Source organism: Mesorhizobium sp. C264A (assembly GCF_040324515.1).
Taxonomy (GTDB): domain Bacteria; phylum Pseudomonadota; class Alphaproteobacteria; order Rhizobiales; family Rhizobiaceae; genus Mesorhizobium.
On the sequence record NZ_JAMYVY010000002.1, the window covers coordinates 694,980 to 707,904 of the forward strand.

14 protein-coding genes are annotated in these 12,925 nt (G+C 64.3%); 10 read left to right on the forward strand and 4 right to left on the reverse strand.

All coding sequences use genetic code 11. The features are described from left to right. Position 1 precedes the first annotated feature (1 nt). From NKL04_RS22375 to NKL04_RS22420, 10 genes are all read left to right on the forward strand, one after another. Complete coding sequence (locus tag NKL04_RS22375) at positions 2-1,114, forward strand: ABC transporter ATP-binding protein (RefSeq protein ID WP_023668777.1); 1,113 nt, start codon at positions 2-4, stop codon at positions 1,112-1,114. Further along, positions 1,107-2,120, forward strand: a complete 1,014-nt coding sequence (locus NKL04_RS22380; RefSeq protein WP_023668778.1) for an ABC transporter ATP-binding protein — start codon at positions 1,107-1,109, stop codon at positions 2,118-2,120. The genes NKL04_RS22375 and NKL04_RS22380 overlap by 8 nt, the downstream gene beginning before the upstream one ends. Positions 2,121-2,184: 64 nt before the next feature. Continuing rightward, positions 2,185-3,825 carry a dihydroxyacetone kinase subunit DhaK gene (locus NKL04_RS22385; RefSeq protein ID WP_023668779.1) on the forward strand — a complete coding sequence of 547 codons (1,641 nt, stop codon included), beginning with the start codon at positions 2,185-2,187 and terminating at the stop codon, positions 3,823-3,825. Between the two features lie 70 nt (positions 3,826-3,895). After that, the gene (dhaL, locus tag NKL04_RS22390) at positions 3,896-4,498 is read left to right on the forward strand and encodes a dihydroxyacetone kinase subunit DhaL (RefSeq protein WP_023668780.1); all 603 of its coding nucleotides are present in this window, start codon (positions 3,896-3,898) and stop codon (positions 4,496-4,498) included. Next, on the forward strand, positions 4,495-4,884 hold the full coding sequence (dhaM, locus tag NKL04_RS22395) for a dihydroxyacetone kinase phosphoryl donor subunit DhaM (protein ID WP_023668781.1): 390 nt from the start codon (positions 4,495-4,497) through the stop codon (positions 4,882-4,884). Before dhaL ends, dhaM begins: the two co-directional genes overlap by 4 nt. 21 nt (positions 4,885-4,905) lie before the next feature. After that, positions 4,906-5,208, forward strand: coding sequence for an HPr family phosphocarrier protein (locus NKL04_RS22400; protein WP_023729629.1), 303 nt, complete (start codon positions 4,906-4,908; stop codon positions 5,206-5,208). Further along, entirely contained in the window at positions 5,192-6,778 is a 1,587-nt protein-coding gene (gene ptsP / locus NKL04_RS22405) for a phosphoenolpyruvate--protein phosphotransferase (RefSeq protein WP_023702322.1), read from the forward strand. Before NKL04_RS22400 ends, ptsP begins: the two co-directional genes overlap by 17 nt. A 10-nt stretch (positions 6,779-6,788) precedes the next feature. Next, positions 6,789-7,214: a hypothetical protein gene (locus tag NKL04_RS22410; RefSeq protein WP_023668784.1), complete on the forward strand. Its 426-nt coding sequence runs from the start codon at positions 6,789-6,791 to the stop codon at positions 7,212-7,214. A gap of 22 nt (positions 7,215-7,236) precedes the next feature. Beyond that, a complete protein-coding gene (gene dhaK / locus NKL04_RS22415) occupies positions 7,237-8,223 on the forward strand; it encodes a dihydroxyacetone kinase subunit DhaK (protein ID WP_023668785.1) in 987 nt (328 codons plus the stop codon). A 448-nt stretch (positions 8,224-8,671) separates the two neighbouring features. Beyond that, complete coding sequence (locus tag NKL04_RS22420; protein WP_023668787.1) at positions 8,672-9,697, forward strand: nucleotidyltransferase family protein; 1,026 nt, start codon at positions 8,672-8,674, stop codon at positions 9,695-9,697. Positions 9,698-9,705: 8 nt separating this feature from the next. On the opposite strand, the gene NKL04_RS22425 is transcribed toward NKL04_RS22420, so the two are convergent. From NKL04_RS22425 to NKL04_RS22440, 4 genes are all read right to left on the reverse strand, one after another. Then, entirely contained in the window at positions 9,706-10,701 is a 996-nt protein-coding gene (locus tag NKL04_RS22425) for a phosphoenolpyruvate carboxykinase (ATP) (RefSeq protein ID WP_023702324.1), read from the reverse strand. After that, on the reverse strand, positions 10,698-11,132 hold the full coding sequence (locus tag NKL04_RS22430; RefSeq protein WP_023668789.1) for a lasso peptide biosynthesis B2 protein: 435 nt from the start codon (positions 11,130-11,132) through the stop codon (positions 10,698-10,700). Before NKL04_RS22430 ends, NKL04_RS22425 begins: the two co-directional genes overlap by 4 nt. Continuing rightward, positions 11,132-11,419, reverse strand: coding sequence for a PqqD family protein (locus NKL04_RS22435; RefSeq protein ID WP_023684213.1), 288 nt, complete (start codon positions 11,417-11,419; stop codon positions 11,132-11,134). Before NKL04_RS22435 ends, NKL04_RS22430 begins: the two co-directional genes overlap by 1 nt. Positions 11,420-11,962: 543 nt before the next feature. Then, the gene (locus tag NKL04_RS22440; protein WP_023689998.1) at positions 11,963-12,760 is read right to left on the reverse strand and encodes a DUF2259 domain-containing protein; all 798 of its coding nucleotides are present in this window, start codon (positions 12,758-12,760) and stop codon (positions 11,963-11,965) included. Positions 12,761-12,925 lie beyond the last annotated feature (165 nt).

Sequence of the window (12,925 nt, forward strand, 5' to 3'; positions counted from 1 at the left end):
CATGGCAGAAATCCGCGTCCAACATTTGAGAAAGGCCTTCGGCGATTTCGTCGCGGTGCAGGATTCCAGCTTCGTCGTCGAAGATGGTGAGTTCTTCGTCATGCTTGGTCCCTCGGGCTGCGGCAAGACGACGACGCTGCGCATGGTCGCCGGCCTCGAATTGCCGACCGGCGGCCAGATCCTGCTCGGCGGCGAGGACGTCACCATGCGCCGGGCGCGCGAACGCGACATCGCCTTCGTCTTCCAGCTGTTCGCGCTCTATCCGCATATGAACGTGCGCAAGAACATCGGCTTCCCGCTTCTCGCGCAAGGCATGCCCTCGGCCGAGATTCGAAGCCGTGTCGAGGAAACGGCGAAGCTGCTGCGCATCGACCATCTGCTCAACAAATCGGTCTCGGGCCTTGCCGGCGGTGACCGCCAGCGCGTGGCGCTCGGTCGCGCCATCGTGCGACGGCCAAAATGCTTCCTGATGGACGAGCCGCTCGGCACGCTCGACACCGAATTCCGCGATCTGATGGTGCATGAGCTGCGCGAGCTGCACAACCGCATCCACGCCACCACCGTCTATGTCACGCACGACCAGATGGAAGCGATGTCGATGGCCGACAAGATCGCCGTGATGAACCATGGCGTTATCGAACAGTTCGGCAGCCCGCGCGAAATCTACGACCGCCCGGCAACCATGTTCGTCGCCGACTTCATCGGCTCGCCGCCGATGAATTTCCTGGGCTTCGGTGGCGGGCTGGCGAAGGGGGCGAAGGAAATCGTCGTCCAGGGCGCCAAGGTGGCGGTGCCGGAAGTGCGCGAGGAAATTGCGCCCGCCGACATGGCGCTCGGCATCCGTCCCGAGCACATCCGTTTCGACGATGCGTCGAAACTGCGCGGCACCATCTACGGCACCGAATATCTCGGCACGACGCAGATCGTGGCGGTGGAGACGGCGGACGGCATCATCAAGGCGCGGGTGCCGGCCGAAATCCGGCTCGCTGGCGGCGATCATGTCGGGCTGACGTTGAACAGCGCGCGGCTGTCGCTGTTCGACAAGGGCTCGGGTCGGGCGGTGCGCACCGCGATCCACGATACCGCCTCTCAAGGGAGAGCGCAGCATGGCTGACGTGCACATCAAGGGCGTGACCAAAAGCTTCGGCGACCATGTCGCCGTCGATGGCCTCGACCTTAACATCGCCGATGGCGAATTCGTCGTGCTGCTCGGCCCGACCGGCGCCGGCAAGACGACGACGCTGAGATTGATCGCCGGACTGGAGCGGCCGGATGGCGGCACGATCCATATTGGCGGCCACGATGCGACGACGCTGTCGCCGGCCGAGCGCGACACCGCTTTCGTCTTCCAGCAATATTCGCTCTACCCGCATCTGTCAGTCTACGACAACCTCGCCTTCCCGCTGCGCTCGCCGGCGCGGAAAGTACCGGAGGACCAGATTCGCCGCCGCGTCGAAGAGGTGGCAAAGATGGTGCGCATCCACCACAAGCTCGCCAACCGCTCGACCAAGCTGTCGGGCGGCGAGATGCAGCGCGTCGCCATCGGCCGAGCGTTGGTGCGCAAACCGTCGATCTATCTGATGGACGAACCGCTGTCGTCGCTGGATGCCAAATTGCGCGCCGATCTCAGGCTCGAACTCAAGCGCATCCAAGCCGAGCTCGGCGCCACCATGCTCTATGTCACGCACGACCAGATCGAGGCGATGACCATGGCGGACCGCATCGGCATCCTCAACAATGGCGTGCTGGTGCAGATCGGCACGCCGCGCACCATCTATTCCGAGCCGGCAAACCTTCATGTCGCCGCACGGCTCGGCCAGCCGGCGATCAATCTGCTGCCAGCGGGACTGCTGCCTGATGGTGGGGCGCCGACCGGAACCAAGACCATCGGCGCGCGCACCGAGCATCTGTCGATCGAGAAGACCGCAAACGGCCATGCCGACGGCGTCGTCGACTGGGTCGAACATCTCGGGGACCAGAACCATCTGCATGTTACGGTCGGCCCGAAGAAACTGGTGACGCTCACCGACCCCGATACGGATCTGGCCGAGGGCGACAAAGTGGTGATCCGCTACCGCTCGCCACTTTATTTCGGCGCCGACGGACAAAGACTGATGTGAGGTTTTCGGTGTCTCGCCAAGGGCACGGCACCGGCTTCTGATTGACGAATACAGGACGAATTCGATGAAGCACTTTTTCAACCGCAGGGAAACGATCGTCACCGAGGCGCTGGACGGGCTGTTGCGGACTATCGGTTCCGGCGATCTCGCGCGCCTCGACGGTTACCCCGAGATCAAGGTCGTGCTGCGCGCCGACTGGGACAAGGCGAAAGTTGCCGTCGTCTCCGGTGGCGGCGCCGGACACGAACCGTCTCATGCCGGCTTTGTCGGCAAGGGCATGCTGACGGCGGCGGTTTCGGGCGAGATCTTTGCCTCGCCCAGCGTCGAGGCGGTGCTGGCGGCCATCCGCGCGGTGACCGGCCCCGCCGGCTGCCTGCTGATCGTCAAGAACTACACCGGCGACCGGCTCAATTTCGGCCTGGCGGCCGAGAAGGCGCGCGCCGAGGGGTTTCGCGTCGAGATGGCGATCGTTGCCGACGACATCGCCCTGCCGGGTATCAACCAGCCGCGCGGCGTCGCCGGCACCTTGTTCGTGCACAAGATCGCCGGCCATTTGGCGGAGACCGGTCAGGACTTGGCAGCCGTTGCTACAGCCGCTCGCGCGGCGGCGAAGGACATCGTCTCGCTCGGCATGTCGCTGTCGTCCTGCTCGATCCCCGGCCAGCCACATGAAGAGCGGTTCGGCGAAAATGACGGCGAACTCGGCCTCGGCATCCATGGCGAGCCGGGCGTCGAGCGCATCGCGGTGCAAAGCGCCGACAAGCTGGTGGCGATCATGGCGGAGCGGCTGGCCGCGCGGCTCGACCCGAACGCCAGCCACGCGTTGCTCATCAACAATCTCGGCTCGGTGCCGCCGCTTGAGATGTCGCTGGTCGCCAATGCCGTGCTGGCCTCGCCGCTGGCCAAGACCGTGAAGCTTGCGATCGGCCCCGGACCGCTGATGACGGCGCTCAACATGAACGGTTTTTCGCTGTCGCTGATCAAGCTCGATGCGGCGCGCGAGGCAGCCTTGCTGGCGCCTGTCGGCCCACATGCCTGGATGCCGGCCAAAACCGTCGTCGCGCCGGCTATCGTGCCTATGGCGAAAGCGGCTGGAAACAGCGCAGCCCAAAGGGCCAGCCAGGATTCCGGCACCAGGCGTTTGATCATCACGGTCTGCGAACGGCTGATCGCGCTCGAAGAGACACTGAACGGGCTCGACGCCAAGGCGGGCGATGGCGATACCGGTTCGACGGTTGCGACCGGCGCGCGCAGCGTGCTGGAACGGCTCGATGCGCTGCCGCTGGCCGACCCTGCCGCCACGCTTGCGGCTATAGGCGATAGTCTGGGCGTCGCAATGGGCGGCTCCTCAGGCGTCTTGCTGTCGATCTTCTTCACGGCGGCGGCTCAGGCTTCGAACGGCGGAGCAACCCTGTCCAAGGCGCTGCTTGCCGGGCTTGACCGGATGACCTTCTATGGCGGCGCCAGGGTCGGCGACCGCACCATGGTCGATGCCTTGGAGCCGGGGCTGAAGGCGCTCGATGCCAAGGGGCTGGATGCCGCGGCTACAGCGGCACGGCACGGCGCCGAGGCGACCGCGGCCATGGAGAAGGCGAAGGCCGGGCGCTCCGCCTATGTCGGCACCAAATTGCAGGGCGTAGTCGACCCTGGCGCCCATGCCGTGGCCGAAGTGTTCGCGGCCGCCGCGCTGCATGCAACGGCCTGACGGCATGCTTAGATTGTCGAATGAAAACTCTTGCGATACTGCCGGCAGGATCGAAACCGGGAATCTGGACATGGCAGCGTTCGACCTTGCCAGGCTGATCACCGCCGCCGCGGACACGATCGCCGCTCACTCGGAAGAGTTGACCGCGCTCGACCAGGCGATCGGCGACGGTGACCATGGGCTGAACATGAAGCGCGGGTTTGAGGCCTTGCGTGCCGATGCCGAGGCGTTTTCGGCCAAGCCGCTGCCCGAGGCGCTGAAGGCGATCGGCACCAAGCTGGTGATGACGGTTGGCGGTGCATCCGGGCCGCTCTTCGGTACATTGTTCCTGGCGCTGGGCAAGGAGATTTCGGGAGAGCCGGATCGTGCCAATCTGGCGGCTGCTTTCGGCAAGGCAATCGAAGCTGTGGCCGCCAGAGGCAAATCCCAGGTCGGTCAAAAGACCATGCTCGATGTGCTGCAACCTGTGCAGGACGCGTTGGTCGAAGGAAAGACGGCCATGGAAATTGCAGATATCGCCGACATGGCTGCCGAGGCGACCGTGCCGATGAAGGCAACACGCGGTCGCGCCTCATTCCTCGGCGACCGCTCAATCGGTCATATGGATGCCGGCGGACGCTCTGTGGCGCTGCTGGTGCGGACCGTCGCCGAAACCGTCGAGGGCCAAGCATGAGCAATGTCGGCATCGTCATCGTCTCGCATTCCCCGCTGGTTGCCGAAGGCACGGCCGACATGGTGCGGCAGATGGTGGGCGACGAAGTGCCGCTTGCATGGTGCGGCGGAAACGGCCATGGCGGGCTCGGCACCAGCGTCGAAGCGATCATAGGCGCCATCGACAAGGCGTGGTCGGAGGCGGGCGTCGCCATACTGGTCGATCTCGGCGGCGCCGAGACCAATTCGGAAATGGCGGTGGAAATGATCGGCGAGCCGCGGGCGCAGAAGATCATCGTCTGCAACGCGCCGATCGTCGAAGGCGCGGTGATGGCGGCGACCGAGTCCTCCGGCGGCGCCTCGCTGAAGGAAGTGGTGGCGACGGCGCATGAATTGTCGCCGTCGTGAGTGAACGGGAATTTTGACCTGATGTCCGCCTTTGCCGAAGCGACCGTCCTGATCACCCACGAGGTGGGTCTGCATGCGCGCCCTTCGGTGAAGTTCACCAAGCTTGCCAAGAGCTTTGCGGCCGAGGTGGAGATTGCGCTTTCTGCCAACGGCCCATGGTTCGACGCCAAGAGCATCGTCAAGGTGATGGCGGCCAGGGCGCCGAAAGGCACCATGCTGCACATCCGGGCCACAGGCGACGGCGCCGATGATGCCGTGAGAGCGCTGGTCGAGCTGGTGCGGCGCGATTTCGACGAAGGCGCGGGCCATGCCCGAACCGCTTAGGCTGCAAGGCATTTCGGCCTCCGCCGGCTACGCCGAGGGGCCGCTGTTCAATCTCGACAACGGCACCGCGCACTACTCACGGAAGGCGACAGCCGGCGAGGAAAAGGCTGCATTGGAAGCAGCTATCGCCAGTTCGGCTGACCGGCTCGCGACCCTGATTGAAACCGCCGATGAGGAGGCCGCCGGCATTCTCGAATTCCAGCTCGCCATGCTTGAGGACGATGCCCTGACCGGCCCGGCTTTTGCCGCGATCGCGTCCGGCATGCCGGCTGACATGGCCTGGCGACAGGCGCTGGACGCCGAGATCTCCGGCTACGAAACGTCAGACCAGGACTATTTCCGGGCTCGCGCCGCCGATATCAGCGATATCCGCGACCGCGTGCTGCGCGCCCTTACCGAGGAGCAGGAGAGCGCTCCACCAGCGGGCGCCATTCTCTATGGCGAGGACATCGCGCCGACGCGCTTTCTCGAGACCGACTGGAGCACCGGCGGCGGCATCGCGCTGAGGGCCGGCAGCGCCGCCAGCCACGTCGCCATGCTGGCGCGCTCGCGCGGCGTGCCGATGGTGGTGGGGCTTGGCGCTTCGCCGGCTAATCCCGTCGGTCTGGCTCTGCTCGATGCGGAGCATGGCGGTATCGTGCTTTCGCCGACCACGACCGAGATCGAAGCGTTCCACCGGTCCTCGTCCTCGTTTGTGGCACATCGAGACAAGGCCGGAGTCTATCTCGCGAAACCGGCGGTAACCCGGGCCGGGACGACAGTGCGCGTGCAGGTCAACATCGCCGATCCGTCCGAGGTCGACGGCATCGACATTTCGACCTGCGACGGGGTCGGGCTGATGCGCACCGAATTCCTGTTCGGCAAGGCGCCGCCGGACGAGGAGACGCAATACCAGGCCTATCGCAAGGTGCTGGAATGGGCAGGCGACAAGCCGGTGACCATCCGTACCGTCGACGCCGGCGGCGACAAGCCGGTGCCGGGCTTCACCGTCGAGGAGAGCAACCCGTTCCTCGGGCTGCGTGGCATCAGGCTGTCGCTGGCAAGGCCGGAGGTGTTTCGCGTACAGATCCGGGCGCTGCTGCGCGCGGCGGTGCACGGCAATCTGAAGGTGATGTTTCCGATGATCGCCGTCGCGGAGGAATACCAACGCGCCGCCGCTCTGTTCGTGGAGGAGCAGGCCGGGCTTGCCGCGCGCGGCATCGCGCAAAAAATGCCGCCGCTCGGCATCATGGTCGAGGTGCCTTCGGTGGCGATCGCGCCGGAGGCGTTCGCCGATGTCGCCTTCTTCTCGATCGGTTCGAACGATCTGACCCAATATGTAATGGCGGCTGCCCGCGATAACGCAGCCGTGGCGCATCTTAATTCTGTCCGCCATCCCGCCGTGTTGCGGCTGATCGGCTCGGTTGCCGCTTTTGGCCTGCGCGCGAAAATCCCAGTCAGCCTGTGCGGCGATGCCGGCGGCGATCCGGCATCGATCCCGGCACTGCTCGAGGCCGGCCTGCGGGATCTCTCGGTGGCTCCCGCCCAACTCGCCATGGCCAAGGCGGCCATCTCGGATGCATCGGTCTAGGATGACTGAGATGGCCGACAAGACACCAGAAGCCGGCTCCGAAGAGGCGATCCGCGCCTACAAGACGATCCTGTCGCAGGTCATCGACCAGCGACCGTCGGGTATGCGACAACGCCTTGCCGACGCGCTTGGCAAGCACCGCAGCTTCGTCACCCAGATTTCCAGCGCGGCCTATTCGACCCCGATCCCGTCAAAACATCTGCCGGCTATTTTTTCGGTCTGCCATTTCAGTCCGGCCGAGCGCGATCAGTTTCTGGCTGCCTATCATCTGGCGCATCCCGGCAAGATGTCGGTTGCGGCAGGCATGCGCAAGACCCGGCATGTCTCGCTGATCGTGCCCGATTTCGGCGACGACAAGCAGAATGCAGCGCTCGACAAGGCGATCAACGAATTCATCCAGAAGATCACCAGCATCACCGGCAGGAGTGGTGGCTGATCGTGTTGTGTCGGGAGGACACATGAAGAAGTTTATGAATTCCGTCGACACGGTGCTGACCGAAAGCCTCAACGGCTTCGTTGCAGCTCATGCCGACATCCTGGTGCTGGGCGAGGAGCACAAATTCATTCGCCGCAAGGTGATGAAGCCGGGGAAGGTGGCGCTGATCTCGGGCGGCGGTTCCGGCCACGAGCCGTTGCATGCCGGCTTTGTCGGTCACGGCATGCTGGACGCCGCCTGCCCCGGCCAGGTCTTCACCTCGCCAACGCCGGACCAGATACTGGCGGCGGCCGCCGCCGTCGATACCGGCGCCGGCTGCCTGTTCATCGTCAAGAACTATGAAGGCGACGTGATGAATTTCGACATGGCCGGCGAAATGGCCGACGGCGTCCTGCAGGTGGTGATCAATGATGACGTCGCCGTCGAGAATTCGTCCTTTACGACCGGCCGGCGCGGCGTCGCCGGCACGCTGGTGGTGGAGAAGATCGTCGGCGCCGCCGCCGAGCAAGGCATGGCGCTGGCGGATCTCAAGGCGCTCGGCGGTCGCATCAACAGCGCGACGCGTTCGATGGGCGTGGCGCTGACCAGTTGCACGGTGCCGGCGGCCGGCAGGCCGACCTTCGAGATTGGTGATGGCGAGATGGAATTCGGCGTCGGCATTCATGGCGAGCCCGGCCGGCGTCGCGACACGTTGAAAAGCGCCGATGCGATCGCCGAAGAGATTTGCGCCGCGATCCTGGGCGATCTCGGCGACAGGGCGAAAGGCCCGGCACTGTTGTTCATCAACGGCTTTGGCGGCACGCCGCTGATGGAGCTCTATCTGATGTACAACAGCGCCCGAAACATCTTCGAAAAACAGGGCGTGACGGTGACCCGCTCGCTGGTCGGGTCCTACGTGACATCGCTCGACATGGCCGGCTGCTCGATCACGCTGACCATGCTGGATGACGAGGCAACGTCAATGTGGGACGCGCCGGTGCACACAGCCGCGCTGCGCTGGGGACTGTAACGGAGGGGCCTTGCCCATATCCCGAACAGGCGGCTTATGAACTTGCCTTAGCCTGCGGGACCGGACGGACCGTTACCCGCAGTCACGCCGACAGATTGCCCGCCTGCAGCGCGGCTTGCCTTGCGGCCGACCGCTCCGGCTTCATCCAAACCGAAGCCGTAGAAGTCTTATCGCGGTATCGGCAGCGACGGCCCGGCCACCACGCTGGACAACTTTCCTGCCTTGCGCAGCACGGGCGCTTCATACTTTTTCTTGGCCATTCCAAACACCCTTTTCAGTCCAGTGCAAAAGAATGGACCGAAACCGTGGAAAGTCAATTCATGAGCTGGTTCTGCCACCACACGCTGGCTTCATGCATGCTTTTCTGCAACATACGCTCCTCTGAGTTGGTTGTTTGACGCAATTCCGGACGGGAATTGCTGATGTGGGCGAACGCAATCCGGGTTTGATGCTGCCATCTCTTGCGCCTGCCGATGAAAAACTGCTGCTGACCTTCGCCGACCCGGAGGCGACGGTTGCCATTGGCCGTGACGTTGCTGCCGAAAGCTTGCTGGCACTGCTCGCCAATGCCGAGTTCCACGGCGTGCTGCCGATCATGCTGCGCAAGCTCAGCGAGATCGGCGACGCCCAACTGCCTGCGGACGCAGCCTTGCGGCAAAAGCTGTCGGAACTGCGTGATCGCTCGACGCTGGCGACCGGCCAATCGATGCTGCTGCAATATCATGGCGACCGCATCATGAAGGCATTGGCGGCGAAAAATGTTCCGGCCCGCATCGTCAAGGGTCCGGTCTTCGCACGCAAACTTTACCGCCACGCCGCTGACCGGCCGTTCACCGACATCGACATTCTGGTCGAGCCGGCCAGCATCATTGAAGCCAACACGGTGATTGCCGGATGCGGCTTCGAGCTCTGGAGCGGCGAGGCGCAGTCGCAGGATCTGCAGGAGTTCAAGTGGCTGGAGAAGGAGAATACCAGCCTGCTGATCGAACTGCACGGCAACCTGGTGCATGATTCCGGCATGCGGCGGCGGCTGTCGCTGGGCTTTCGCGAATTGCAGATCATCGACGGCAGCGAGGCCGACACGCCGGCCGCGCTGCTGACCATCGCCATTGTCCACGCCGCCGGCGGGCACAAGTTCCACCGGCTGCAGCTTTGCGTCGATGTGCTGCAGGGCGTGCGCGCGCTGCGGTCGCCCGCGGATGAAGACCGGCTTTTCGAGGCGGCGCGCATCAGCGGCATCGAGCTCGAACTGGCGACGGTTCTCAATGTGACGGGGCGGCTGTTTGATGCACCGCGCGCGATCGAACTGGCCGACCGCATCAAGCCCGACCTCTCGATATTTTTGGCCAAATGGCTGATCACCGGCGATACGCTGCTCGGCGTCAATTCCAGGGACAAGATGCATTCGCGCCTGCGCCGCGACGCCTTCCGCTGGATCCAGCGCCTCGCCAGGCCAAAGCCGCATTCTGCCTGAAGTGTGCTTTAGTCCCGCGCCGCCAGCGCCGAGCGGATCAGCGGGGCCGCCTCGGCCGGGTTCGCGCCGACTTCCAGGGTAAATGTCGGGACGGCTTTGACCAGCGTTGCGATGGTTGCCATGCGGCGCTTCTGCGCCGGCAAAAGGCCGGTCATGCCGGTCCTGACATTGTCGGTGGCAAGCGCCACCATGGCGTCTGTCCTGGTCATGGGCACGAGCCGGGTTTGCGCGTCCGCCGAGCGGGCGAGATGAAACAGTGCCGCAACCGGTCTGCCGACAGTTTCCTCGATGCGGATGATCTCGGCGAGACGTTCCAGCAAGACGGCCTGCTCGCCATTGGCGTCCCATTTGTCGCCAAGGCAAGGCGCCACGAACGGCAGCATTGCCGCCGTGTGGCGGTGGACCTTCACCTTGCGCGGCAAGCCCCAGGCCGTGATGCCGCCACCGGCCAAAACCTTGAGGATCATGGCGTCATCCGAGCACAGGCCGAAACCTTGCGACGCCAGCGCCAGCGACGTCGTTGACTTGCCGGTGCCGCTCGGCGCATGGATCAGCACGAGCGCCTCGCGGCCGGGCAATGTCAGGCCGGCGGTGTGCAGCATGTGCTGGTCGCCGGCATCAAGTGCTGCATCCAGCACCATCATCAGCACCGTCCATTTGACCTTGGCATCGGGATGGACTCGTATCTCGGCCCAGCCTCCATCGGCATTGATCGAGACGGTCTGCAGGCCGGGAAAGACCAGATGAACGGTGCCGCCACCGTCGATCAGCCGGCAATGGCCGTCCTCCGGCACCTCGCCGTCGAAAGCGAGTTTTCCGGCAGGCGATTCCGGTAACTCCCGCGTCTCGACGATGTCGACGCGGAAATCGGGCTCGACCGGCCCGCTCACGCGCAACGTGCCGAGCAAGAGGTCGAAGCTCGGCCAGAGATCGGCCCGCGAGGCCGATATGCTGATGACCTGGCCCTGGAGATCGTAGCAGAAGGTGGTCGCCGGACCGGTCAAGCAGCGTGCGCCTTTCCGGCATCGGCGTGATGGCGATAGATCTGCACCATGCCGGGGAGGCTGTCCGAGACCACCGGGCGGCCATCGAGACAGACCCAGCAATGGGCAGACATACGCGGCGCCTGCATCGACTTCGGATCGACGCCGAAGCGCAGATCCGGATCGAAGCCGGCAAAGCGCAGGAAGCGGTGGGCGAGCAGGCCCTCGCGCAGGCATCTGCGGTCGCGCATCAGCCAGGGGTGCCGGACGGTCCGGTTGACGGCAGCGACGATGTAGGCTGACGACAGGCCGCGATAAGGGGTGGGTGCGCTGAGCGGCGCCCATTTCAGCACCGATTCGAAGCTGCGGCGGCCGATCAGGGTCGGCATCAGCCGCGCGCTTGCCCATAAATGGACACGAAACAAAGCGCGCAGGAGAACGCCGTCCACCATCAGGGAGCCGGGTCGGCGAGAATGCCTTCGCTCACCAGTTCGGCGGCCAGCGCCGCCATGTCCTGGTCGAGCGTGCCCTTGTCGACCTCGAACTCGTCAGACAACAGGACGACGATCTGGTCAAGGCTGCGGGCGCCGTCCACCTTGTCGAGAAAGGCTTCGGTGGTGCCGTTGCAGGTGTAAAGCTGGCCGCTGCGCGCCAAGAGCACGACGGCGCCATCGCCGACATGCTGGACCGAGGCGTCGTCCGCCAGCCGCAGAACCATTTCAGAACCGATTTGGGCCATGGAGCCCCTCCACCATTTTCCTGGAGAGCAGATAGCGCGGCGATGCGGGTCTGTCCATTGCGCGGGCGAGAGGGAGAACAAGCCGGCCTGACCGTTCTGTGGCAATCCGGCAACGCCACCATCCTCACGACACAGGCAACCGAAGCCTAATGGAGACATCCAATTTTAGATTGTGGTAACTTCCACATCATTCAGAGCCTGAGAACGGGGAAGCACCCCAGAAATAGTCGGTGATTGCGGCTGGGAACCACCGCCGCAAACGGTCAAGCCAGCTATTTCGCAGGGTCAAGGTGTTGCTTTTCTTACCTAAAGTAAGCTATGCAGTCGCGGGGTTTTGGGAGCATTGGGTATGCGTTACAACTGGGAGCGGGCGCCGACCGCGTTCGAACGTCATCGAAAAGCGTTGGCAGCCGCCATATTGATCGCGGGTGGCGTCGGGCTGATGCTGGCGGCCTTGCCGCTTTAAGACTGATATCCGACACGAACGCCCTGCTTTCTCCGGGCGCATGAGCTTTTTCTGCCTGCCACAAGACGGGCCGCGGCTTAGCGTGCATGGCCGGTTACGGCGATGAAGCGGCGGTCGCGTCCTTCGAAGCCCTGGCTGAAGCGCTGCACCAGCACCGCCACTACCGCCGGCCTGCCGGGCGGGGTGTATTCGTAGGATTCCGACAGGCTGTAGGAAGTCGGGCAGTTGCGCGAGCCCGGCACGGCCTTGTCCTCGTGCAGCACCTTGAACGGCTTGCCGTCCTGCCCCTGCAGCGACAGGCGGAAGCCGCGCGCCTTGCCCGTCTTGGCGCCTTGAAGTTTCTTTTCGCCCTGAAGTGTCTTGTCGCTCGGGAGAGCCTGGTCGCTTGGCTTGGCGTCATCGAAGCTTGCCGAGCAGTCCGTCTTGCTGTCGGCCAAAATCTCATCGAGCTGGATGGTCGAAATCTGTGTTTCGCCATAGAACGGCGACAGCCATTTCTGCGCGGCTTGCTCGAGGCGGGAAATGTCGTTGTACTCGACCGTGTCGTCCGGGAAGGTGAACCTGTCGGAGGCCGTGCGCGTGCCGCGCTCGGCGATGCCGTATTTGGCCAGGATTGGCGCGGCCTGCTTTGCGGCCTGCGCCCGTGCCTGCTCCACCGTCGTGGTCGCCTCTTCCGATTCGTCGAGGACAAGGATCGGCTTGCCGCCGACGAACTCGTCTGTGCTTGTGTCGATGATGTCGATCTGCGACCAGCCGGAAACGGCAGCGTCGAGCTCGCCATATTGCTCGAAGGCGAAATATTTGCCGTCGGGGGAAAAGCCGATGATGCGCCGCGCGGCGGCATCGCCGGCCTGGGCGGCGGAAACGATCGTCAACAGCAGCGCTGCTCCAACGGCAGATCCAACCCCGTATCGTACCGTCATTGCGCGCCCTGCCCCGATTTCAAACCCGGCCATGGTGCCTGCAATTTATGGCCAAGGCGAGATCGGCCAAGCGCCAAATTTCGGGAAAGACATGGCATTTGGGGAAAGACGTGGCCG